Consider the following 21,847-nt stretch of genomic DNA (forward strand, 5'->3'; position numbering starts at 1 on the left):
ATGGCGGCTCGTGAAGGGCGCGCGCCGCTGGCGCGGCGCGCCATGGTCTATGGTGTCGTGGGGCTGGCGGCGATTGCCGGCGTCGCGATGTGGAGCGGCGCGGGCTGGCATCGTGGAGCGGGCACTGCCGGTGAGTCGCCGGATGCGCTGGCGCCAGGCGGATTGGCTGCGGCGCCACCGCAGGCCGCCGTGCCGGCGAGCGCGGGCTTGCCGCCGTCACTCGCCGGCTCCAGCGCGCCACGGCTGCCGCTCGATGCTGGCGGCCATCTTGCGAAGTCGCGCGCGGTGCGCGATTTCTTCGACTACTGCCTGACCGCACGGAGCGACCTGAGTGCGGCCGCGCTCGATGCGTTCGTCGTGCGCGAGATTGCCGCGCAGCTCGACGGCACCGTGGCGCAGGTCGAGGCGCTCGACGTGTGGCACCGGTATCGCGCGTATCTCGACGCACTCGCGAAACTGCGCGATGCCGGTGCGGTCGACAAGTCCGACCTGGGCGCGCTGCAGCTCGCGCTCGACCAACGCGCGTCGATCGCGTACCGCACGCTTGGCGACTGGAGCCAGCCGTTTTTCGGCGCTGAGCAGTGGCGGCAGCGCTACGACCTCGCGCGGCTGAAGATCGCGCAGGATCCCACGCTGACGGATGCGCAGAAGGCCGAACGACTCGCGGCGCTCGAACAGCAGATGCCGGCCGACGAACGCGCCGCGCAGCAGCGCATCGACCGGCAGCGCGCGGCGATCGACCAGATCGCGCAATTGCAGAAGAGCGGGGCGACGCCCGATGCAATGCGCGCGCAACTGACGCAGACGCTCGGCCCCGAAGCCGCCGCGCGCGTCGCGCAGATGCAGCAGGACGACGCGTCGTGGCAGAGCCGCTACGCGGACTATGCGGTGCAGCGTGCGCAGATCGAGTCGGCCGGCCTGTCGCCGCAGGATCGCGACGCGCAGGTCGCCGCGCTGCGGCAGCGCGTGTTCACGAAGCCCGGCGAAGCCGTGCGCGCGGCTTCGCTCGATCGCGGGGCGGGCAGCGCGCGGTAGTGTGGGACGCGCGGGCGGCGCGGCGCATGATCGCGGTCATGCCGCGCGCGTGAGGTCCCGCGGCAGGTGTTGCTCGATGGTGTTCGCGAGCGTGTCGAACGCGGGCCCGATGCCTTCGTGCGCGACGCACGCATAGCCGAGCAGCAGGCCGCGCCGCGCGGTGTCGAGGCTGCTGTAGTAGCTGGTGAGCGGGCGCACGATCACGCCCGCATCGAACGCGCTCTGCGTGACCGCGCGATCGTCGCAGGCGTCGGGCAGGCCGAGCACGAGATGCAGGCCTGCCTCGTCGCCCATCACGGGCAGCGCGTCGCCGAAGCGCGCGCGGATCGCGTCGATCATCAGTTGCCGGCGCTCGCCGTACAGCGTGCGCATTCGTCTGACGTGCGAAGTCAGGTGGCCGTCCATGATGAACTCGGCGAGCACGGCCTGCTGCATCAGCTGGCCTTCCCGATACAGCTCCGACAGCCCGGTGCGGAACGTGTCGACCAGGTGCTCGGGCACGACCATGTAGCCCATCCGCAGTCCGGGGAACAGCATCTTGCCGAGGCTGCCGACGTAGATCACGCGGCCGCCGTCGTCGAGCCCCTGCAGCGACGCGAGCGGGCGGCTGCCGTAGCGGAACTCGCTGTCGTAGTCGTCCTCGATGATCCAGCAGCGGTGCTGGCGCGCATATTCGAGCAGCATCCGGCGCCGCGCGAGGCTCATCACCATCCCGAGCGGGTACTGATGCGACGGCGTGACGAGCACGAGCCGCGGTGGATGCTGCATGTCGCTGGCACGCGGGTCGAGCCCTTCCTGGTCGACCGGCACCGGCGTCAGCGTGAGGCCGGCCGCCTGCAATACGCTGCGTACGCCCCAGTAGCACGGCTCCTCGACCCACGCGCGATCGCCGATGTCGGACAGCAGCCGCACCGCGAGATCGATCGACTGGTGGATGCCCGTCGTGATGATCACCTGGTCCGGCGAGCATTTGACCGAGCGCGCGACCCGCAGGTAATCGGCGAGCGCGCGCCGCAACGGCCGGTAGCCGCCGCCCGGTGCGTAGGTCAGCAACTCGGGGTTCGCTTCCTTCCACAGCCGGGCCTGCAGGCGGCTCCACGTCCGGCTCGGGAATTCCGACACGTCCGGCACGCCCGGCATGAACGCCCCCCACTGGCGTCGTGACACACCCGCATGCTCGATCAGTTGCCGGCCGCGCATCGACAGGCTGCCCTGCGCGTCCGGCAACGGCGGTTCATCGGCGCTCGACGGCGGAGGCGCCGCGCCGGGCACGTGGATCGCGGCGGTGTCCGGCCGCGTGTCGGCCACATAGGTGCCGCTGCCGGTGGTCGTCAGCACGTAGCCTTCGGCCGTCAGCTGGTCGTACACGTGCAGCACGGTATTGCGCGCGATCGACAGGTCGGCCGCGAGCGTGCGGGAGCTGGGCAGTTTTGTTCCTGGCCCTAATTCCCCGGTCAGGATGGCCTGCTGCATCTGCTGCAGCAGCTGCCGGTACATCGGCTCGGGCGAACTGCGGTCGAGCCGGGCAGAGAGCCAGTCGGCGAGGATCACGGTATCCAAAGTGGTCCTACTAGTAATATTGAAATGGTTCCCTATTGTAGAACCGTGAGCACCGTATAGTGGCTCGCATCTCAAAATCAATTGTCGCGAAGCAAGGGGACAGCCACGATGAAGTCCGATGATGTGATCGTCAGCTTTCGCGGCGTGCGGAAGACCTACGACGGCGAAACGCTCGTCGTCAAATCGCTCGACCTCGATATCCACCGCGGGGAATTCCTGACGCTGCTCGGGCCGTCGGGTTCGGGCAAGACCACCTGCCTGATGATGCTGGCCGGTTTCGAATTCCCGACCGGCGGCGAGATCCGCCTCGACGGCGAGCTGCTGAACAACGTGCCGCCGCACAAGCGCAACATCGGCATGGTGTTCCAGAACTACGCGCTGTTCCCGCACCTGACGGTCGAGCAGAACGTCGCGTATCCGCTGACCGTGCGCAAGCTGCCGGCCGGCGAGCGCGCGGAGCGCGTCGCGCATGCGCTGAAGATGGTGCAGATGGAGCGCTTCGCGAAACGCTATCCGGCACAGTTGTCGGGCGGCCAGCAGCAGCGCATCGCGCTGGCGCGCGCGCTCGTGTTCGAGCCGAAGCTGGTGCTGATGGACGAGCCGCTCGGCGCGCTCGACAAGCAGCTGCGCGAACACATGCAGTACGAACTGAAGGCGCTGCACGAAAAGCTCGGCGTGACCTTCGTGTACGTGACGCACGACCAGGGCGAGGCGCTGACGATGTCCGATCGCGTCGCCGTGTTCGACAAGGGCATCGTGCAGCAGCTCGACACCGTCGACCGCCTGTACGAATCGCCGTGCAACGAATTCGTCGCGAACTTCATCGGCGACAGCAACCGGCTGCGCGGCACCATCGCGCGCGTCGACGGCGAATTCTGCGAGTTCCGGCTCGACGACGGCACGAAGCTCGTCGGCCGCCGCATCGGCGATGCGGCCGAGGGTGCGCCCGCCGTTGCGTGCATTCGCCCCGAACGCATGAGCCTTGCCGCACACGGCGCGAACGGGCACGCGAACGGCTCAGCCGCCAACCAGTTGAGCGGCGAGGCGCGCAGCCTCATCTATTTCGGCGACCACGTGCGCATGCGCTGCGCGCTGCCGGGCCAGGACGAATGCTTCGTGAAGGTGCCGCTCGGCACCGGCGCGATCGATGCGTTCTCGCCCGGCGCACCGGTCGCGCTCGCGTTCGCACCCGAGCACCTGCGCGTGTTCGCTTGAGCAGGGTTTTCCCGATTTTCCGTAGCACGTCGTCAACAACAACTGCCCACTTCCACCACGAGAGGAGAGGAACCACCATGAACCGAGCAAGCTTTACAGCACGGCGCACTGCGCTGGCACTGGCGCTCGCCGTCGTCGGCGCATCGGCATCGGCTGCCGAACTCACGGTCGTCAACTTCGGCGGCGCGAACGGCGACGCGCAGAAGGCCGCGTTCAACCAGCCGTTCGAGAAGGCGACCGGCAACAAGGTCACGGCTGTCGAATACAACGGCGAGCAGGCGAAAGTGAAGGCGATGGTCGAGGCGAAGCACGTCAACTGGGACGTGGTCGAAGTCGAGTCGGGCGACCTGAACCGCGGCTGCGACGAAGGGCTGTACGAGAAGCTCGACTGGTCGAAGATCGCGAAGAAGTCCGACCTGATTCCGGAATCGCCGCAGGTGTGCGGTGTCGGTTTCTTCGTGTGGTCGACGGCGCTGTCGTACAACGCGGACAAGCTGAAGTCGGCGCCGACGGGCTGGGCCGATTTCTGGAACGTGAAGAAATTCCCCGGCAAGCGCGGTATGCGCAAGGGCGCGCGCTATAACCTCGAATTCGCGCTGATGGCCGACGGCGTCGCGACGAAGGACGTCTACAAGGTGCTCGGCACGAAGGCCGGCCAGGATCGCGCGTTCAAGAAGCTCGACGAGCTGAAGCCGTACATCCAGTGGTGGGAAGCGGGCGCGCAGCCGCCGCAGTTCCTCGTCGCCGGCGACGTCGTGATGTCGACCGCGTACAACGGCCGCATCGACGCCGCGCAGAAGGAAGGCAAGAACCTGAAGGTCGTGTGGAACGGCAGCATCTACGACCTCGACTACTGGGCGATTCCGAAGGGCTCGCCGAACAAGGCGCTCGCCGAGCAGTACATTGCGTACACGCTGACGCCGAAGCCGCAGCAGGGTTATGCGCAGCACATCGCGTATGGTCCGGCGAACATCGCGGCGATCAAGTCGCTCGACGCGAAGACGCTCGCGAACCTGCCGAACTCGCCGGCCAACGGCAAGAACGCCGTGCTGGAAGACATCGGCTTCTGGACCGACCACAGCGACGAGCTCGAGCAGCGTTTCGCCGCGTGGGCGACGAAGTAACAGCCGTTCAGGTGTCCTGATGCAACCGGCCGCGCGACGCGTCGATCGCGTCGCGCGGCATTCCGCCGGAACGTGCCCGGCCGGAGAGAACCGTTGAATACGATGACGATCGCGCCTTCCTCGCCGTCGAACGCCGCGCTCAAGCGCGAGCTGAAGGCCGCCGAGGCCCGCAAGCGCACGATGGCACTGCTGCTGGTCGCGCCGCTCGCGATTTTCCTGCTGTTGATTTTCGTCGTGCCGATCGGCACGCTGCTGACGCGTGCGGTGCAGAACCCCGAGATCGCCGCAGCGCTGCCGAACACGGTCAGGGCGCTGTCGGGCTGGGACCGCAAGGCGCCGCCGGCCGACGCCGCGTACGCCGCGCTCGCGGCCGACATGACGAAGGTGGCCGACAGCGAGGCGATGGGTGCGCTCGCGCGGCGGCTGAACACCGAGATTCCCGGCTATCGCTCGCTCGTCGCGAAGACGGCGCGCGCGATGCCGCTGAAGGGCGACAACGACGCGGCACTGACACCCGCGCAGACGCGCGACAAGCTGGTCGCGCTCGATTCGCGCTGGGGCGATGCCGCGTACTGGCAGGCGATCGCGAAGAACGGCAGCGTGTATTCGCCGTTCTACCTGCTCGCCGCGCTCGACCACAAGCAGGATGGCTTCGGCCACGTCGTGCCGGCCGATCCCGACCAGTCGATCTACCTCGCGATCTTCGGCCGCACATTCGTGATCGGCGTCGCCGTCACGCTGTTCGCGCTGCTGCTCGGCTATCCGCTCGCGTACTGGATCTCGACGCTGTCGGAGCGGCGCGCGAACCTCGTGATGATCCTCGTGCTGATTCCGTTCTGGACGTCGGTGCTCGTGCGCGTCGCCGCGTGGATCGTGCTGCTGCAGAGCGAAGGGCTCATCAACACGGCGCTGATCGGCAGCGGGCTGATCTCGCATCCGCTGACGCTGCTGTTCAACCGCGTCGGCGTGTACATCTCGATGACGCACATCCTGCTGCCGTTCATGATCCTGCCGCTGTACAGCGTGATGAAGTCGATCCCGCCGACCTACCAGCGCGCGGCCGTGTCGCTCGGCAGCCATCCGTTCGCCGCGTTCTGGCGCGTGTACGTGCCGCAGACCTATCCGGGCGTCGGCGCGGGCGCGCTGCTCGTGTTCATCCTCGCGATCGGCTACTACATCACGCCCGCGCTGCTCGGCGGGCCGAACGACCAGATGGTCAGCTACTACGTCGCGTACTTCACGAACGTGACGATCAACTGGGGCATGGCGTGTGCGCTCGGCGGGCTGCTGCTCGCGGCGACGCTCGTGCTGTACGCGGTGTACGGGCGCTTCACGCGCACGAACGTGAGCCTCGGCTGAGCGCCGCGCGCAACGAAACGGGAAAGGGAATCCGACCATGAAACTCGCCAGGCCGCTGTTCGCGCCGCACATGTCGTTCGTCGAGCGCGCGTGGTACGTCGCGCTGCGCGTGCTCGTCGTGTTGACGCTGCTGTACCTGATCCTGCCGGTGCTCGCGATCGTGCCGCTGTCGTTCTCGTCGAGCACGTTCCTCGTCTATCCGATCCCGGGCTTCTCGATGCGCTGGTACGAGAACCTGATCGCATCGGACGAGTGGCGGATGGCCGCGAAGAACAGCTTCATCGTCGCGCCGTCGGCGACCGTCGTCGCGACCGTGCTCGGCACGCTCGCCGCGATCGGTCTCACGAAGGCGGACTTCCGAGGCAAGGGGCTGCTGATGGCCGTGCTGCTGTCGCCGATGATCGTGCCGGTCGTCGTGGTCGGCGTCGGCATGTACCTGTTCTTCGCGCCGCTCGGGCTCGCGAACACGTACACGGGGCTGATCGCCGCGCACGCGGCACTCGGCGTGCCGTTCGTCGTGACGACGGTTGCCGCAACGCTTCAAGGTTTCAACCAGAACCTCGTGCGCGCGAGCCTGTCGCTTGGCGCGAATCCGGTGTCGACGTTCTTCCGAGTGACGCTGCCGGTGATCGCGCCGGGCGTGATGTCGGGCGCGCTGTTCGCGTTCGCGACGTCGTTCGACGAAGTCGTGGTCACGCTGTTCCTCGCGGGCGCGGACCAGACGACGCTGCCGCGCCAGATGTTCACCGGAATCCGCGAGAACATCAGCCCGACGATCGCTGCGCTCGCCACGATCCTGATCATCTTCTCGACGAGCCTGCTGCTGGCGCTCGAATGGCTGCGCGGACGCAATGCGCGGCGCGCGGTGAGCTGACCCGGCGGGCCGGTTCGCTGCGCCTGCGTTGCCGCGCGTCCTGCACGGCTACGCACTTTCTTTCATTTCGCTGACTGACGAGGCGGCCGCCTGCACGTTCTATGCGGCTCTGCAACAATACGGGGCGCGGTGGCGCGCGTTCCGTGCGGTGCGTCCGGAACGCCGCCGCGAGTCCAATCCGCGACGCGGCGCAACGCGTCGCTCGTCAGCCGAGCCTCATCTTGTCCGAATTCGCTTCCCCCGCCGGCGCGCATGAGCCGGCCGTCAACTGGCGCGCGATGTCCGCGGTGCTGCTGGCCGTTGCGCTCGCGACGCTCGACACCGCGATCGCGAACACCGCGCTGCCCGCGATCGCCGCGGACCTGCATGCATCGCCGGCCGCGTCCGTATGGATCATCAACGCCTACCAGCTCGCGATGGTCGCGACGCTGCTGCCGTTCGCATCGCTCGGCGACATCGTCGGCCACAAGCGCGTGTATATCGCCGGGCTCGCGGTGTTCACGCTCGCGTCGCTCGGCTGCTCGCTCGCGTCGACGCTGCCGATGCTGACGGCCGCGCGGATCGTGCAGGGCTTCGGCGCGAGCGCGATCATGAGCGTCAACGTCGCGCTGATCCGCGGCCTGTTCCCTGCACACCGGCTCGGGCGCGGCGTCGGCTTCAACGCGCTCGTGGTCGGCGTGTCGTTCGCGGTGGGGCCGACCATCGCGTCGCTGATCCTGTCGGTCGCCGCGTGGCCGTGGCTGTTCGCGGTGAACGTGCCGCTCGGCGTGTTCGCGCTTGCAGTGGCGATTCCGTCGCTGCCGCAGACGGCGCGCGGCAAGCATGCGTTCGATCCGGTCGCCGCATTGTTCAACGTGATCACGTTTGCGTCGCTGATCTTCGCGCTCGGCGAATTCGCGCAGCGCGGGCCGCTTTCCGTCGTGTTCGCGATGGCTGCGGTCGCGCTCGTATTCGGCTGGCTGCTGATCCGCCGCCAGGCCGGGCATCCGGCGCCGATGCTGCCGGTCGACCTGTTTCGCCGGCCGGTGTTTACGCTGTCCGCGCTGACCGCCGTGTGCGCGTTCGCCGCGCAGGGGCTCGCGTTCGTGTCGCTGCCGTTCTATTTCGAAACCGTCCTGCATCGCAATGCGGTCGAGACGGGATTCCTGATGACGCCGTGGTCGGTGATCGTCGCGCTCGCGGCGCCGATCGCGGGCCGGTTGTCGGATCGCTATCCGCCGGGCCTGCTCGGTGCGATCGGTTTGGCATTGCTGAGCGCGGGCATGGTGTCGCTCGCCGCGCTGCCGGCGGCGCCGGGCGTCATCGACATCGGCTGGCGAATGATGCTGTGCGGCGCGGGCTTCGGCTTCTTCCAGTCACCGAACCTGAAGGCGTTGATGTCGAGCGCGCCGCCCGAGCGCAGCGGCGGCGCGAGCGGGATTATCGCGACCGCGCGGCTGATCGGGCAGGCGACGGGCGCGGCGCTCGTCGCGCTGTCGTTCGGGATCGCGGGGCGCCACGGGCCGACGCTCGCACTGATGCTCGGCGCGGGCTTCGCCGGGGCCGCGAGCGTCGCGAGCGGGTTGCGGCTCTTTGCGCCGTCGCATCGTGCTGGTGTGCCGGCCGCGTCGGAGCGCGTGGGCGAGCGGGCGACGGAGTAGGGGTGTGCGCGGTTGCGCCGCAAGCTGACGACCTGACTACGATCGCGGGAAAGTCTCGAACCGGCGCGCAACGAACCACCGCCGCGCGCCGGCCTTCACGCTTCGCTTAGAACCCGCCCGACTTGATCAGCTGGTTGAGGTTCGCGATGTTCAGGCTGCCGAAGCCGGTCGGGTAATCCCAGCCGGTGCCTGCGTTGTAGCCATACCCCTGATAGCCGTTGTTCCCCGACACCACGTCGTAGCGCACGAGCGACCGGTTCGACGGAATGTCGGCGTAGAACTTGCCGGCCGGGAAGCCGAGGCCCGTGCCGTTCGCTGCGAGCAGGCGTGCCCAGAGGCCCGTGAAGATCGGTGCGGCGAGGCTCGTGCCGCCGATCTGCTGCAACTGGCCGTAGTTGTAGATGTACGCACCCGTGCTTTGCGCGGCGTCGAACGACACGTCCGGCAACTGGCGGTTGCTGCCCGACTGCCACGACGGCGCGGGCAGGATCGTGCTGACGCCGCCGCCCGTCGCCCACAGCTTGCCGTTGCCGTCGAGCCCTTCGTTCCACACCGTCTCGTTCGAGAACGCGCCCGACGACGTCGTGTAGAGCGTCGTGCCGCCGATCGCGAGCACGTGCGGCGACGATGCCGGCCACGACACCGTGTAGTTCGAGCCGTCCGGATAGCCGCGGTTGTTGCACTCGTACACGCCTTCGTCGCCCGACGAAACGGAGAACGTCTGGCCTTGTGCCGCGGCGGTCGTGAAGATCTGTTCTTCGGCGTCGAGCGTGCCGTCCGCGCTCGCGTCGGTCTCGCACCAGCCGAGCGACACGTTGATCACCTTCGCGGTGTTGTCCGACACCGCGCGGTTGAACGCCTGCGTGAGGCCCGTGTTGCCGCTCGCGTTGAGGTCCGCCATATAGAACACGAGCTTGCCGACCTGGCCGCCGGCCGAGCCGACAATCGACTGGCTGTCGAGATCCCACTCGCCCTGGCCGTCCTGGTCGTCGGTGTAGCTGCCGCCCGAGCCGTTGGTCTTGATGGTCTGCGTCGAGACCGTGCCGTAACCGTTGCTCGACGTGAACTGCTTCAGGTCCTGCAGCGTCTGCGACACGCCGCCGATCGTGATGATGCCGACGGTGACGCCGGCTGCGGTCGGCACGCCGGTTGCGTTGTAGAGACCCGGGAATTCCTTCGGATAGTGGCCGGTCGCCGTGCCGGCCGCGAGCGCCTGCGGCTTCGACACGTTGCCGATGTGCAGCAGCGGCCGCGCGTGTGCGACGCTCTGCAGCCCGAGCACCGAGCCGACGACGTCGCCGAGTGCGCGCGGCACCTGCGCGGTCGATGTGTTCGCGAAGCCCGAGTGACCCGCGTATTCGAAGTGCACGAGCGACGTGTTGAATGCGGACTTCACGGTGCCGGCCGTGCCGCGTGCGGATACCAGCAGCCGGTTCGGTGCGACCTCGACGTTCACGAAGCCGCTCTTGTGCAGATAGTCGACGACCGACTTCACCTGCGCTTCGGTCGGCGCGTAATTGGCGAGGAACTGCTCGTGCGTGAGGTACTGGCGGTAATGCGCGCTGCCCGGCCGGTTCACGTCGCGCGACAGTTGCTTGAGCTGCGCGGCATTGCGCAGCTTCAGGCTGACGACGACGTCGGTCGTTTCGCCGGCCGCGAGTTCGAGCGACGGCGCCGCGCTGCGCGCCATCAACTGCGGGCCGGTCAGAAAGGCCTTCGTATGGGTGTCGACCCAGTCCGTCGCCGCGTGCGCCGCAGCGGCGGCGAACACGAGCGGTGCCACGCACGCAAGGCGGCGGGGCGACGGCAGGGGCAGGGCAAACCAGGCGTTCCTTTTCATCGGGAGTCCTTTTTAGGAGAGACGACGTTGCTGGAGCCCTCGACCCTTGTGGGATCGCGAGCGGTGACGAGCGTAGGGCGTCGCTGCCGTTCAGGTAGCTGCCATTTTCCATAGCTGTCAGTTCTGACATCGGCGCGGGCGCGCGCATGCGCTGCGTCATGCGTGCATGCGATCGCGGGCGAATCGAACGGAACCGGTTCGCGACACGGTGGCGCGGCATTGCGCGACGTTCGCACGCACGAGTCGCTCGTCGCGACGCCGGAACGTGCGCGATCGTGGAGCGGATCGTCCCGTGAACGCATCGCACGCGACCGGTCGTTGCAACGTGCTGCGTTGCACTATGTGGTCAAACGAAGCGACACGACAGGAACGGAGTCGCGCGTGCACAAAAGAGGGGCTGGTCGACCGCAAACGATTCCCGAACTGTGGAACGGTGCTTCCGGCAGTCTTGCGGGCTGCTTTCGGATCGCATGCGGCGACTGCGGATTAGAGGAAACGCTCGAATCCTGAGGCGTGCATGCGCCGGCGCGGCGGACAGCAGGCCCGCGCAAGATCGCGCGGCGTCGTGCGCGAAATTCCGCCTTGACGCGCGTCGATCAGCGGATATCCTTCAATCCATAACCATCGGGTTATGGATTTGGACATGCAGAACGCACACGACATGCTTTTCAGGACGCTTGCCGATCCCACGCGCCGCGCGCTCTTCGAGCGGCTGTGCGCGGACGGCGAACTGACGGTTGCCGCACTGACGGCCCATGCGGGCGTCTCGCAGCCGGCCGTCTCGAAGCATCTTGGCGTCCTGAAGCAGGCCGGGCTCGTGAGCGACCGTCACGAAGGCCGGCAGACGCACTACAGCGCGCAGCCTCAAGCGCTGGCCCCGTTGATCGACTGGACGAGCCAGATGGCCGGCTTCTGGCAGAACCGGTTCGATGCCCTCGAAGATCTTCTGAAAAGGATGGACCAGTAATGAACCAGGCCACCACCGAAACGCGCTCCGTCGTCATCGACCGGGAACTGCCGCATCCGCCGGAGAAGATCTGGCGCGCGCTCACGCAACCGCACCTGATCGAGGCGTGGTTGATGAAGAGCGACTTCGAGCCCGTCGCGGGCCGCGCCTTCAGCTTCCGCGCCGACTGGGGCTCGGTCGACTGCACGGTCCTGACGATCGAGCCGCCGCGCGCGTTGTCCTATACGTGGGCCGCATACGGCCTCGAAAGCGTCGTCACGTGGACGCTCACGCCCACACCGGCCGGCACGCACCTGCGGATGGAGCAGGTCGGCTTCCGCACCGACCAGGAGCAGGCGTACCGCGGTGCGCAGCACGGCTGGGTGCGGTTCTTCGATTCGCTCGAGCAGGTGCTGGCCCGCCCCGACGAAGGCACGGAGGCCCGCGCATGAGCACGACGGAGCTCACGCCGACGGAGCGCATCGACGCGCTGATCGCCGGCATCGACGACTGGCGCGGCAAGACCTTCGCCGACCTGCGCCAGACGATCCTCGATGCGCAAGCGGGCATCGTCGAGGAATGGAAATGGATGGGCAGCCCCGTATGGTCGTGCGACGGGATGATCGCCGTGGCGAACGCGCACAAGGGCAAGGTAAAGCTGACCTTCATGCACGGCGCGCAGCTGCCCGATCCCGACAAGCTGTTCAACGACGGCCTCGACGGCAATGCGCGGCGCGCGATCGACCTGTTCGAAGGCGACCGGCTCGACAAGCGGGCGCTGAAGAATCTGGTGCGCGCGGCGATCGACTACAACCGCACGCATCTGAAGAAGAACACCCGGCGAGCGGGTGCAGGCACGAAGGCGCGGGCCGACAAGGCGGCGTGACGCGCCGCACGACCGGTCACGCCGCGTAGTGCGCAGGCAAAAAAAAGCCCGACACGAGGTCGGGCATCCAAATCGGCCGCAACCGCCGCGAGGCGGCTGCGGCACCTGCAAAAGCCGCGCGCTTACGCTGCGAGCAGCGAGCGCAGCACGAACGGCAGGATACCGCCGTGCTTGTAGTAATCGACTTCGATCGGCGTATCGATGCGCAGCAGCACCTGCACGCGCTGCGATTCGCCGTTCTTGCGGTTGATCACCAGCGTGACGTCCTGCTGCGGCTTGAAGTCGTCGCCGAGGCCTTCGATGTCATACGTTTCGTCGCCGGTGATGCCGAGCGACTGGATGCTGTCCGAGCCCTTGAACTGCAGCGGCAGCACGCCCATGCCGACCAGGTTCGAGCGGTGGATGCGCTCGAAGCTGCGTGCGATCACGGCCTTCACGCCGAGCAGTTGCGTGCCCTTCGCGGCCCAGTCGCGCGACGAGCCCGTGCCGTACTCTTCGCCCGCGAACACGACGGTCGGCGTATCGGCGCCGACATATTGCATGGCCGCGTCGTAGATCGACTGCTGTTCGCCGCTCGGCTGGTGGATCGTCAGGCCGCCTTCGACGCGCGAGCCGTCTTCTTTCGCCGGGATCATCAGGTTCTTGATCCGGACGTTCGCGAACGTGCCGCGCATCATCACGTCGTGGTTGCCGCGGCGCGAGCCGTAGCTGTTGAAGTCGGCCTTCTGCACGCCGTTTTCTTTCAGCCACTTGCCTGCCGGCGAGTCTTCCTTGATCGAGCCTGCCGGGCTGATGTGGTCGGTCGTGACCGAGTCACCGAAGATGCCGAGTGCGCGTGCGCCCTTGACCGTCGGGATCGATGCAGCCGGTTCCATCGAGAAGTCGTTGCCGAAGAACGGCGGCTCGGCGATGTACGTCGACTTCGGCCAGTCGTAGACCTGGCCCGATTCGCCCTCGATCTTGCTCCAGAGGTCGCCCTTCTTGGTCAGCTTCGAGTAGTTGTCCTCGAACTTCTTCGGATCGAGCGCGAACTTGAGCAGCGCGTGGATTTCTTCGCTCGTCGGCCAGATGTCGCCGAGGTAGATGTCGCGGCCGCCCTTGCCCTTGCCGACCGGTTCCGTCATCAGGTCGCGCGTGATGTTGCCGGCGATCGCGTAGGCGACGACCAGCGGCGGCGATGCGAGGAAGTTCGCACGGATGTTCGGGTGGATACGCGCTTCGAAGTTACGGTTGCCCGACAGCACGGCTGCCGCGACGATGTCGTTCTTCGTGATCGCTTCGTTCAGCTCCGGCGTCAGGTCGCCCGCGTTGCCGATACAGGTCGTGCAGCCGTAGGCCGCGACTTCGAAACCGAGCTTCGACAGGTAGGGCAGCAAGCCCGTCTTCGTCAGGTACTCGGTGACGATGCGCGATCCCGGCGCGAGCGAGGTCTTGATCTTCGGATCGACCGTGAGGCCGGCTTCGACGGCCTTCTTCGCGAGCAGGCCGGCGGCCAGCAGCACGCTCGGGTTCGACGTGTTCGTGCACGACGTGATCGCGGCGATCAGCACGTCGCCGTTCTTCACGTCGACGCCGTTGCTCGTCGTGTATTGCGTGGCCAGGTCGTCCGCCTTCTTCGCGAAGCCGTTTTCCGCGACCGGCTTCGAGAACAGGTCGGTGAACGTCGACTTGACGTTGCCGATCTCGATGCGGTCCTGCGGGCGCTTCGGGCCCGCCAGCGACGGGGCGACCGTCGCGAGATCCAGCGTCACGACCTTCGTGTAGTCGATGTCGCCGGCCTTCGGGATGCCGAACAGCTTCTGCGCCTTGAAGTAGTTTTCGAACGCGGCGATTTCCGCCTTCGTGCGGCCCGTGCCCTCGAAGTAGTCGATCGTCTTTTCGTCGACCGGGAAGAAGCCCATCGTCGCGCCGTATTCCGGCGCCATGTTGCCGATCGTGGCGCGGTCCGGCAGCGACAGCGACTTCGTGCCTTCGCCGAAGAACTCGACGAACTTGCCGACGACCTTCTCCTTGCGCAGCATTTCGGTGATCGTCAGCACCAGGTCGGTGGCCGTCACGCCTTCGCGCAGCTTGCCCTTCAGCTCGACGCCGACGACGTCCGGCGTCAGGAAGTACACCGGCTGGCCGAGCATGCCGGCTTCAGCCTCGATGCCGCCCACGCCCCAGCCGACCACGCCGATGCCGTTGATCATCGTCGTGTGGCTGTCGGTGCCGACGAGGGTATCCGGGTAGTACACGGTGTCGCCGCCGTCCGCCTTCTTGTGGACGCCGCGCGCGAGGTATTCGAGGTTCACCTGGTGGACGATGCCGACGCCCGGCGGCACGACCTTGAACGTGTCGAATGCCTGCATGCCCCACTTCATGAACTGGTAGCGCTCATTATTGCGCTGGAATTCCAGTTTCATGTTCAGGTCGAGCGCGTCCTTCTGGCGGAAGTAGTCGATCTGAACCGAGTGGTCGACGACGAGATCGACCGGGACCAGCGGCTCGATCTTCTTCGGGTTCTTGCCCGTACGCTCGGCGACGCCGCGCATGGCCGCGATGTCAGCGAGCAGCGGCACGCCCGTGAAGTCCTGCAGCACGACGCGCGACACCACGAACGGAATCTCGTCGACGCGCTTCGCGGTCGGCTTCCAGTTCGCGAGCTGCTCGATGTGCTCCTCGGTGATCTTCTTGCCGTCGTAGTTGCGCAGCACGGACTCGAGCACGATACGGATCGACACCGGCAGGCGTTCGATCTTCGTCTTCAGCTCCTTGCCGAGTTGCGGCAGCGAGTAGAACTTGCCTTTGCCGGAACCGCTGTCGAATTCCTTGAGGGTCTTGTGGAGATTGTGGGCCATGGTGATTTTCCTGGGTTTAAGGCTAGGAAACAACGTGTCCTGTAGATGACGGCTATATCACATACAGATCGACGTACTGATCGACCGGCATCGCTTCGAGCTTTGCCTGGTCCAGCGACACGTCGAGAATCGCTTGTTGCTGCTTGGCCGGAAAGCGGCGGGCAAGGTTGGTCCTGAACTTCTCGACCAGCAGCGGGACGCCTTCGGCCCGGCGCCGCCGGTGGCCGAGCGGGTATTCGGCCGCCACCTCGGCAAGCGTCGACCCGTCCGTGAACTCGATCGTCAGAGCATTCGCGATCGAGCGCTTGTCCGGGTCGTGGTAATCCTTGGTGAACTGCGGATCCTCGACGCATACGGTCTTCGCGCGCAGCGCGTCGATGCGGGGATCGGCAGCGGCCGAATCTTCATAGTCGGCCGCGGTCAGCCGGCCGTACAGCAGCGGCACGGCGACCATGTACTGGATGCAGTGGTCGCGGTCTGCCGGATTGGCGAGCGGGCCCTGCTTGTCGATGATGCGGATCGCCGCCGCGTGCGTGCGGATCGTGATCCGGCTGATGTCGTCGGTCGTGCGGCCTGCGGTGGCGAGCTGCGCGTGCAGCTGCAGCGCGGCTTCGGCGGCCGTTTGCGCGTGAAATTCGGCGGGAAACGCGATCTTGAACAGCACGTTTTCCATCACGTACGTGCCGTACGGGCGCTGGAAGCGGAACGGCTTGCCGTCGAACAGCACGTCGTAGAAGCCCCAGGTCTTGGCGGTGAGCGCGGACGGGTAGCCCATTTCACCCGTTTTCGCGATCAGCGCGAGGCGCACCGCGCGGGACGTTGCATCGCCGGCCGCCCATGATTTGCGCGAGCCCGTGTTCGGTGCGTGACGGTAGGTGCGCAGCGCCTGGCCGTCGACGAACGCGTTGGACACCGCGTTGATCAGCTCGTCGCGCGTGAGCCCGAGCAGCCGGCCGACGACAGCCGTCGATGCGACCTTCACGAGCAGCACGTGGTCGAGCCCGACCGCATTGAATGAATTCTCGAGGGCAAGGCAGCCCTGGATCTCGTGGGCCTGGATCATCGCGACCAGCACGTCGCGCATCGTGAGCGGCTTCCGGCCGGCCGCGACGGCCGTGCGGGAGAGCCAGTCGGCCGTCGCCAGGATGCCGCCGAGATTGTCGGACGGATGCCCCCATTCGGCGGCGAGCCAGGTGTCGTTGAAGTCCAGCCAGCGGATCATCGCGCCGATGCCGAACGCGGCCTGGACGGGATCGAGCTGGAAGGACGTGCCGGGCACCTTTGCGCCGTTCGGCACGATCGTACCGGGCACGACGGGGCCGAGCAGCTTGGTGCAGGCAGGGTAGGACAGCGCCTCGAGTCCGCATCCGAGCGTGTCGATCAGGCAATGACGCGCCGTCTCCAGCGCGAGCGCGCTGTCGATGCCGGCATTCAGCACGTAGTCGACGATATCGACGAGTACCGTATCCGGAGCAGGGCGGACGTTGGAGACCGGGGCGGACATCGAGGGGCCGATGGGAACGCGCTTAGTTCGTTGCCGGCTTCAGCTCGTTCGACTGCGTCGGTGCCGGCGTGCCTTGGGCCATTTCCGGCGTCACGCATTCGTCCGCGAGGCGTTCGCCGCCATTCGCGTCGGAGAACAGCATCGCCTTGGTCGGGATCACGACCAGCTTGAAGCCTGCTGCCGGATCGTAGAACGTGTCGGCGCCCGTCGTCGTGGCCTGACGCGGCAGCTTGTAGTTCTTCTTCGCCCAGTGAACCGTGACGACCTGGTCGCGCTTCATGTCGCCGGCGAGGTCGAACGACAGACCTTCCTTGCAGGACCACTTGACCGCGCCTTCCGGCGCCGTATCGACCTTGGCTGCGGCACGCGCCTGTGCCTTCTTGCTGCGCGGGATGATGCGCTTGGCCGGCGCCGGGCGCTTGGCCGTCGCCTTCTTCGCGGTCGTCGTGGTCGTACCCTGGGCAAACGCGCTCGGAGCCGACACCAGCATCGTGGCGGACAAGGCGCCGATGGCGGTAGCGATCAGGAGTTTCTTCATGGAGTCAGAACCTTTCGATAATCAGTTGACAAGGGCCGGCAATCGAAGCTGCCGGCCGGTTTGAAACTGCACGCGCCCCGAGAGCGCGCAGCGGCCGCTATTTTCGCCTATTTGGCCACGTACATATCAGGTTTTCAGGCTCCGTTACGTTTTTTGTCGTTTCGCAAACCTCTATCCGGTTCGCGCGTCGTCGAATGCATGAAACTCGTGTATCGGCCGGCGGCGCGCGCTTACGGCGCGCTGCCCGCGGCGGCCGGCCCGAACAGCGGCGCGGCCTCGGCCGGTACGGGCTGGCCGGTGGCCTGCGCGCGGCGCAGCACCGACCAGTAATACCGGTAACTCGCGCGATCGTGCAGCGTATCACCGTGGCGCGTCGGCCCCCAGTCGGCGGCCTGCGCGGCCAGCAGGATCTCGGCGGCCAGCTCGACCTCGTCGGTACGCGGCGCGAATGCGTCGACGATCGGGCGGACCTGCGCGGGGTGGATGCTCCACATCCGCGTGAACGCGAATTCGTCGCGCGCGCGGCGTGCATCGGCGGCGACGACGCTCATGTCGCGCACCTCGGTCGTCACGTTGTGCGACGGTGTCTTGCCGTGCGCGTGGCAGGCCGCGGCGATTTCCAGCTTCGCGCGGCGCACGAGCGGGTGCTCGAACTGGCCGGGCGAGCGCATCGCGGAATCGGGAATCGCGCCATGGTGCGCGGAGACGAAATCCATCAGCCCGAAGCTCAGCGTGCCGACCGTCGGCAGCGCGGCGAGGGCGGCCGCGTGCGCGAGCGCGCCGTGCGTCTCGACCAGCACGTCGACGGGAATCGGCTGCGCGATGCCGAGCTCGCGGCGCGTGCCTTCGATGAACGCGGCCATTTCGGCTGCGTCGGCGGCACTCGCGATCTTCGGGAGCGTGATGTAGGCGGGGGCGCGCGCCGCACGCAGCACGATGCGCACGTCGTCGCGCCAGTGCGGATGGGAAAAGTCGTGGATGCGGACGCCGACGCGGCCGAAGCGGTTCTCGTCGCTGCCGAGCAGGTCGGTGACGAGTGCGGCGTGCGCGGCTTCCTGGCCGACGGCCGCGCCGTCTTCGCAGTCGAGCGTGATGTCGAACACGGGGCCCAGCTCGGCCTGTAGCGCGAGCGACTTGCGCATCAGCTTTTCGCTGCCCGCGTAGTGATCACAGCAGGGCAGGATCGCGGGCGGGGACGCCCCGTCGTACAGCACTTGTGCAGGAGTGAGCGCGGCCATCTCGTCTACGTCAGGGAAGCGGGTCAACGTGGAGAAAATCGGATTCGGGCGCGTTCTGGGCCGGTGCGCGGCAAGCGCGGGGCGGCAAAACGTGCGCGGATCGGATCGGTCGGCCGGGCCGGCGGCGTGCCGGCCCGGGCCGAAACCGGGCTGCCCGAGGGCCGCCCGGCGATACGCGTGATGCTTAGTTCTTCAGCAGGTGGGCGACGCCATCGCGCTCTTCGAGCAGCTCGGCCAGCGTGCCGTCCATCTTCTCGCGCGAGAACGCGTCGATTTCCAGGCCTTCGATGCGCTTGTACTCGCCGTTTTCGCAAACGACCGGCACGCCGTAGATGATGTCTTCGGGGATGCCGTACGAGCCGTCCGACGGGATGCCCATCGTGACCCACTTGCCGTTCGTGCCGAGGACCCAGTCACGCACGTGGTCGATCGCCGCGTTCGCTGCCGACGCTGCCGACGACAGGCCGCGCGCTTCGATGATCGCCGCGCCGCGCTTGCCGACGGTCGGGATGAACGTGTCGCGGTTCCACACGTCGTCGTTGATCAGCTTCAGCAGCGATTCGCCTTCGGCGGTCGCGAAGCGGAAGTCGGGGTACATCGTCGGCGAGTGGTTGCCCCACACGGCGAGCTTCTCGATCGATGCGACCGGCTTGCCCGACTTCGCTGCGAGCTGCGACAGCGCGCGGTTGTGGTCGAGGCGCAGCATGGCCGTGAAGTTCTTCTTCGGCAGATCCGGTGCCGACTTCATCGCGATGTATGCGTTCGTGTTCGCCGGGTTGCCGACGACCAGCACCTTCACGTCGCGGCTCGCGACTTCGTTCAGCGCAGCGCCCTGAACCGTGAAGATTTCGGCGTTTGCCGACAGCAGGTCCTTGCGCTCCATGCCCTTCGAGCGCGGACGTGCGCCGACCAGCAGTGCGACGTCGGCATCCTTGAATGCGACCTTCGGATCGTCGGTGATCACGACGCCCGACAGCAGCGGGAACGCGCAATCGTCGAGTTCCATCACGACGCCTTTGACGGCGCCTTGGGCTTGCGGGAGGTCGAGCAGTTGCAGGATGACCGGCTGGTCCTTGCCGAGCAGGTCGCCGTTCGCGATGCGGAACAGCAGGGAGTAAGCGATTTGACCTGCGGCGCCGGTGACGGCAACGCGCTTTGCGGGCTTAGCCATTGAAAATCTCCAGGACGGGGTGAAGCGTTGGACGCTAGCGAAAACGCCATTCTATGCGCGTTGTGCGTAGCGTTGCATTGAAGCAGGGCGGAGGACTCGCGATGGCAGACGCGGTGAACCTGGAGACGGCCGTGGCACGTAGCCGGGGACGCGCTTTTGCACCCGCGAACCCTTGCTCGACCCGGAGTGTAGGAGCCGTCACGCGCAAAGTCAAACGGTATCATATGTCTTATATAAGACAGATGTTTTGCGGAATTTGAGTGGACGAAAAAGTGCGGTTTGTGATGAAATGCGCGCCATGACATCGAACCAGGCGAATACCGCGAATCAGAACGGCGCAGGCGGCCCAGGGCAGCCGGGCGCGGGCGATCCCGCATCTTCGCCTGCGGTTGCTCCGTCACCGACGTTCAGCCCGTTATACCAGCAGATTAAGTCATTAATCACGCAAAGTCTCGAAACCGGTGAGTGGAAGCCGGGCGAGATCATCCCGAGCGAGGTGGAGCTCGCGGCCCGCTACAAGGTCAGCCAGGGCACCGTCCGCAAGGCGATCGACGAGCTGGCCGCCGAAAACCTCGTGGTCCGGCGGCAGGGCAAGGGTACTTTTGTTGCAACGCACAATGAGGATCGCGCGCAGTTCCGCTTCCTGCGGCTGCTGGCCGACGACGGTGCCGAGCATCCGCACGTGAGCCGCCTGCTCGAATGCCGTCGCCTGCGCGCGCCGGCCGAGATCGCGCGGCAGCTCGACCTGAAGCCGGCCGATCCCGTCGTGCAGGTGCGCCGCCTGCTGGAGTTCGAGAACGAAGTGACGGTGCTCGACGAGATCTGGCTGCCGGGCGCGATGTTCCGCGGGCTCACGTTCGAGCGGCTGAGCGAGTACAAGGGGCCGCTCTACGCGATGTTCGAGACGGAGTTCGGCACGCGGATGATCCGCGCGACGGAGAAGATCCGCGCGGTCGCGGCGGAACCGGCGGTAGCCGACCTGCTGCACGTGCCGGCGGGTTTCCCATTGCTGTCGGTCGAGCGCGTGTCCTATACATACGGAGACCGGCCGGTGGAAGTGCGTCGCGGCTGGTATGTCACAACCGGGTACTACTATCAGAATGACTTGAGTTGACGGTGTATCGGCTCAAGCCGAGTGCGTTCGCGTTCCCCACGTTCGCGAAGCACGTTTCGGGCCGCCTTTGTTCTTGTTCGCGCAACTATCCAGAGCAGACTTTCGCTGCAGCGCGATATAAAAAGGCGCTAAAATCGCGGATTGGTGTGACAACATAGTAGGGGTCTAGCATGACTGATGCAGTAAGAAAGCCGAGGCCGGAATACCGGAACATCGGATTCGGCGATATCACGATGAAATATCGCATGCCGCTGGCAGCGATATTGTCGATTCTCCATCGAGTCAGCGGCGCGCTGCTGTTCTTGTTCCTGCCGTTCCTGCTGTTCCTCTTCGACCAGAGCCTCACGTCCGAGCTCAGCTTCGAAGTCTTCAAGGCTTTCCTCTCCAACATCATCGTCAAGCTGATCGTCCTCGCACTGTCGTGGGCCTTCTTCCACCATTTCTGCGCCGGCATTCGCCACCTGCTGATGGACGTCAACCACGACGCCGTCACGAAGGAAGGCGGCAAGCGGACGGCAGTCGTCGTCTTTGTCGTCTCGATCGCCCTGACGATCGCCATGGCACTCAAACTGTTCGGAGCATTCTAAGAAAATGGCAGCCAATAACCGAATCGGCTCGAAGCGCCTCGTCGTCGGCGCTCACTACGGCCTGCGCGACTGGCTTGCGCAGCGCATCACCGCCACGATCATGGCGGTCTACACGGTCATTCTGCTCGTCCTGTTCTTCGGCGCGCACGATTTCTCGTACGAAGGCTGGGCATCGATCTTCGCCGCACAATGGATGAAGCTCGCAACCTTCGTGATGCTGCTTTCCCTCTTCTACCACGCATGGGTCGGCGTGCGCGACATCTGGATGGACTACGTGAAGCCCGTCGGTGTGCGCCTGCTGCTGCAATCGCTGACCATCGTCTGGCTGCTCGCATGTGCGGGCTACGCCGCGCAGATTCTCTGGAGAGTGTAAAGA

19 protein-coding genes are annotated in these 21,847 nt (G+C 66.4%); 12 read left to right on the forward strand and 7 right to left on the reverse strand.

Annotated features, from left to right (window positions below):
• The gene (locus G3O06_RS24385) at positions 1-1,035 is read left to right on the forward strand and encodes a lipase secretion chaperone (RefSeq protein ID WP_205817769.1); all 1,035 of its coding nucleotides are present in this window, start codon (positions 1-3) and stop codon (positions 1,033-1,035) included.
• A 36-nt stretch (positions 1,036-1,071) separates the two neighbouring features.
• On the opposite strand, the gene G3O06_RS24390 is transcribed toward G3O06_RS24385, so the two are convergent.
• Positions 1,072-2,595 (reverse strand): PLP-dependent aminotransferase family protein, encoded by a 1,524-nt coding sequence (locus tag G3O06_RS24390; protein WP_089453391.1) that lies wholly within the window; start codon positions 2,593-2,595, stop codon positions 1,072-1,074.
• 108 nt (positions 2,596-2,703) lie between these two features.
• Here G3O06_RS24390 and G3O06_RS24395 point away from each other — a divergent pair, with 108 nt between their 5' ends.
• The 5 genes from G3O06_RS24395 (at position 2,704) to G3O06_RS24415 (ending at position 8,807) form a co-directional block, all read left to right on the forward strand.
• Complete coding sequence (locus tag G3O06_RS24395) at positions 2,704-3,810, forward strand: ABC transporter ATP-binding protein (RefSeq protein ID WP_174972995.1); 1,107 nt, start codon at positions 2,704-2,706, stop codon at positions 3,808-3,810.
• Positions 3,811-3,887: 77 nt separating this feature from the next.
• Positions 3,888-4,934 carry an ABC transporter substrate-binding protein gene (locus G3O06_RS24400; protein WP_089453390.1) on the forward strand — a complete coding sequence of 349 codons (1,047 nt, stop codon included), beginning with the start codon at positions 3,888-3,890 and terminating at the stop codon, positions 4,932-4,934.
• Between the two features lie 102 nt (positions 4,935-5,036).
• Complete coding sequence (locus tag G3O06_RS24405) at positions 5,037-6,293, forward strand: ABC transporter permease (RefSeq protein ID WP_205817778.1); 1,257 nt, start codon at positions 5,037-5,039, stop codon at positions 6,291-6,293.
• Between the two features lie 37 nt (positions 6,294-6,330).
• Positions 6,331-7,167: an ABC transporter permease gene (locus G3O06_RS24410; RefSeq protein WP_027791109.1), complete on the forward strand. Its 837-nt coding sequence runs from the start codon at positions 6,331-6,333 to the stop codon at positions 7,165-7,167.
• A gap of 221 nt (positions 7,168-7,388) precedes the next feature.
• Positions 7,389-8,807: an MFS transporter gene (locus G3O06_RS24415; RefSeq protein ID WP_174917493.1), complete on the forward strand. Its 1,419-nt coding sequence runs from the start codon at positions 7,389-7,391 to the stop codon at positions 8,805-8,807.
• Between the two features lie 106 nt (positions 8,808-8,913).
• On the opposite strand, the gene G3O06_RS24420 is transcribed toward G3O06_RS24415, so the two are convergent.
• Positions 8,914-10,647: a S53 family peptidase gene (locus G3O06_RS24420; protein ID WP_174972999.1), complete on the reverse strand. Its 1,734-nt coding sequence runs from the start codon at positions 10,645-10,647 to the stop codon at positions 8,914-8,916.
• 643 nt (positions 10,648-11,290) lie between these two features.
• Between G3O06_RS24420 and G3O06_RS24425 the strand changes: the two genes are divergently transcribed.
• Genes G3O06_RS24425 through G3O06_RS24435 form a run of 3 tightly spaced genes read left to right on the forward strand, consistent with a single transcriptional unit; the run spans position 11,291 to position 12,479 of the window.
• Positions 11,291-11,614, forward strand: coding sequence for a metalloregulator ArsR/SmtB family transcription factor (locus G3O06_RS24425; RefSeq protein ID WP_041493622.1), 324 nt, complete (start codon positions 11,291-11,293; stop codon positions 11,612-11,614).
• On the forward strand, positions 11,614-12,045 hold the full coding sequence (locus G3O06_RS24430; RefSeq protein ID WP_205817770.1) for an SRPBCC domain-containing protein: 432 nt from the start codon (positions 11,614-11,616) through the stop codon (positions 12,043-12,045). The genes G3O06_RS24425 and G3O06_RS24430 overlap by 1 nt, the downstream gene beginning before the upstream one ends.
• Positions 12,042-12,479: a DUF1801 domain-containing protein gene (locus tag G3O06_RS24435; protein ID WP_205817771.1), complete on the forward strand. Its 438-nt coding sequence runs from the start codon at positions 12,042-12,044 to the stop codon at positions 12,477-12,479. Before G3O06_RS24430 ends, G3O06_RS24435 begins: the two co-directional genes overlap by 4 nt.
• A 122-nt stretch (positions 12,480-12,601) precedes the next feature.
• Here the strand turns inward: G3O06_RS24435 and acnA are convergent, their stop codons facing one another.
• From acnA to G3O06_RS24460, 5 genes are all read right to left on the reverse strand, one after another.
• Positions 12,602-15,319: an aconitate hydratase AcnA gene (acnA, locus tag G3O06_RS24440; protein WP_174970791.1), complete on the reverse strand. Its 2,718-nt coding sequence runs from the start codon at positions 15,317-15,319 to the stop codon at positions 12,602-12,604.
• 52 nt (positions 15,320-15,371) lie between these two features.
• Positions 15,372-16,823, reverse strand: a complete 1,452-nt coding sequence (locus G3O06_RS24445) for a bifunctional 2-methylcitrate dehydratase/aconitate hydratase (protein WP_205817772.1) — start codon at positions 16,821-16,823, stop codon at positions 15,372-15,374.
• A gap of 22 nt (positions 16,824-16,845) precedes the next feature.
• Positions 16,846-17,361, reverse strand: a complete 516-nt coding sequence (locus tag G3O06_RS24450; RefSeq protein ID WP_174911335.1) for a hypothetical protein — start codon at positions 17,359-17,361, stop codon at positions 16,846-16,848.
• A gap of 230 nt (positions 17,362-17,591) precedes the next feature.
• A complete protein-coding gene (locus G3O06_RS24455) occupies positions 17,592-18,599 on the reverse strand; it encodes an aldolase/citrate lyase family protein (RefSeq protein WP_174971000.1) in 1,008 nt (335 codons plus the stop codon).
• Between the two features lie 184 nt (positions 18,600-18,783).
• Positions 18,784-19,770, reverse strand: a complete 987-nt coding sequence (locus G3O06_RS24460) for a malate dehydrogenase (protein WP_011355748.1) — start codon at positions 19,768-19,770, stop codon at positions 18,784-18,786.
• 289 nt (positions 19,771-20,059) lie between these two features.
• Between G3O06_RS24460 and G3O06_RS24465 the strand changes: the two genes are divergently transcribed.
• From G3O06_RS24465 to sdhD, 3 genes are all read left to right on the forward strand, one after another.
• Positions 20,060-20,884 carry a GntR family transcriptional regulator gene (locus tag G3O06_RS24465; RefSeq protein WP_205817779.1) on the forward strand — a complete coding sequence of 275 codons (825 nt, stop codon included), beginning with the start codon at positions 20,060-20,062 and terminating at the stop codon, positions 20,882-20,884.
• A 170-nt stretch (positions 20,885-21,054) separates the two neighbouring features.
• Positions 21,055-21,471 carry a succinate dehydrogenase, cytochrome b556 subunit gene (gene sdhC / locus G3O06_RS24470; protein WP_034185792.1) on the forward strand — a complete coding sequence of 139 codons (417 nt, stop codon included), beginning with the start codon at positions 21,055-21,057 and terminating at the stop codon, positions 21,469-21,471.
• Positions 21,472-21,475: 4 nt separating this feature from the next.
• Positions 21,476-21,844 (forward strand): succinate dehydrogenase, hydrophobic membrane anchor protein, encoded by a 369-nt coding sequence (gene sdhD, locus G3O06_RS24475; RefSeq protein ID WP_011355745.1) that lies wholly within the window; start codon positions 21,476-21,478, stop codon positions 21,842-21,844.
• Positions 21,845-21,847: the final 3 nt, after the last annotated feature.

The sequence above is a fragment of the Burkholderia sp. Ac-20345 genome (assembly GCF_017104825.1).
Taxonomy (GTDB): Bacteria; Pseudomonadota; Gammaproteobacteria; order Burkholderiales; family Burkholderiaceae; genus Burkholderia; species Burkholderia lata_B.

Excerpts from the sequence above, each read along its gene's own strand:
- G3O06_RS24385 (WP_205817769.1), top strand. The coding sequence starts at position 1 with ATGGCGGCTCGTGAAGGGCGCGCGCCGCTGGCGCGGCGCGCCATGGTC.
- G3O06_RS24395 (WP_174972995.1), top strand. The coding sequence starts at position 2,704 with ATGAAGTCCGATGATGTGATCGTCAGCTTTCGCGGCGTGCGGAAGACC.
- G3O06_RS24400 (WP_089453390.1), top strand. The coding sequence starts at position 3,888 with ATGAACCGAGCAAGCTTTACAGCACGGCGCACTGCGCTGGCACTGGCG.
- G3O06_RS24405 (WP_205817778.1), top strand. The coding sequence starts at position 5,037 with ATGACGATCGCGCCTTCCTCGCCGTCGAACGCCGCGCTCAAGCGCGAG.
- G3O06_RS24410 (WP_027791109.1), top strand. The coding sequence starts at position 6,331 with ATGAAACTCGCCAGGCCGCTGTTCGCGCCGCACATGTCGTTCGTCGAG.
- G3O06_RS24420 (WP_174972999.1), bottom strand. The coding sequence starts at position 10,647 with ATGAAAAGGAACGCCTGGTTTGCCCTGCCCCTGCCGTCGCCCCGCCGC.
- G3O06_RS24425 (WP_041493622.1), top strand. The coding sequence starts at position 11,291 with ATGCAGAACGCACACGACATGCTTTTCAGGACGCTTGCCGATCCCACG.
- G3O06_RS24430 (WP_205817770.1), top strand. The coding sequence starts at position 11,614 with ATGAACCAGGCCACCACCGAAACGCGCTCCGTCGTCATCGACCGGGAA.
- G3O06_RS24435 (WP_205817771.1), top strand. The coding sequence starts at position 12,042 with ATGAGCACGACGGAGCTCACGCCGACGGAGCGCATCGACGCGCTGATC.
- acnA (WP_174970791.1), bottom strand. The coding sequence starts at position 15,319 with ATGGCCCACAATCTCCACAAGACCCTCAAGGAATTCGACAGCGGTTCC.
- G3O06_RS24445 (WP_205817772.1), bottom strand. The coding sequence starts at position 16,823 with ATGTCCGCCCCGGTCTCCAACGTCCGCCCTGCTCCGGATACGGTACTC.
- G3O06_RS24450 (WP_174911335.1), bottom strand. The coding sequence starts at position 17,361 with ATGAAGAAACTCCTGATCGCTACCGCCATCGGCGCCTTGTCCGCCACG.
- G3O06_RS24455 (WP_174971000.1), bottom strand. The coding sequence starts at position 18,599 with ATGGCCGCGCTCACTCCTGCACAAGTGCTGTACGACGGGGCGTCCCCG.
- G3O06_RS24460 (WP_011355748.1), bottom strand. The coding sequence starts at position 19,770 with ATGGCTAAGCCCGCAAAGCGCGTTGCCGTCACCGGCGCCGCAGGTCAA.
- G3O06_RS24465 (WP_205817779.1), top strand. The coding sequence starts at position 20,060 with ATGCGCGCCATGACATCGAACCAGGCGAATACCGCGAATCAGAACGGC.
- sdhC (WP_034185792.1), top strand. The coding sequence starts at position 21,055 with ATGACTGATGCAGTAAGAAAGCCGAGGCCGGAATACCGGAACATCGGA.
- sdhD (WP_011355745.1), top strand. The coding sequence starts at position 21,476 with ATGGCAGCCAATAACCGAATCGGCTCGAAGCGCCTCGTCGTCGGCGCT.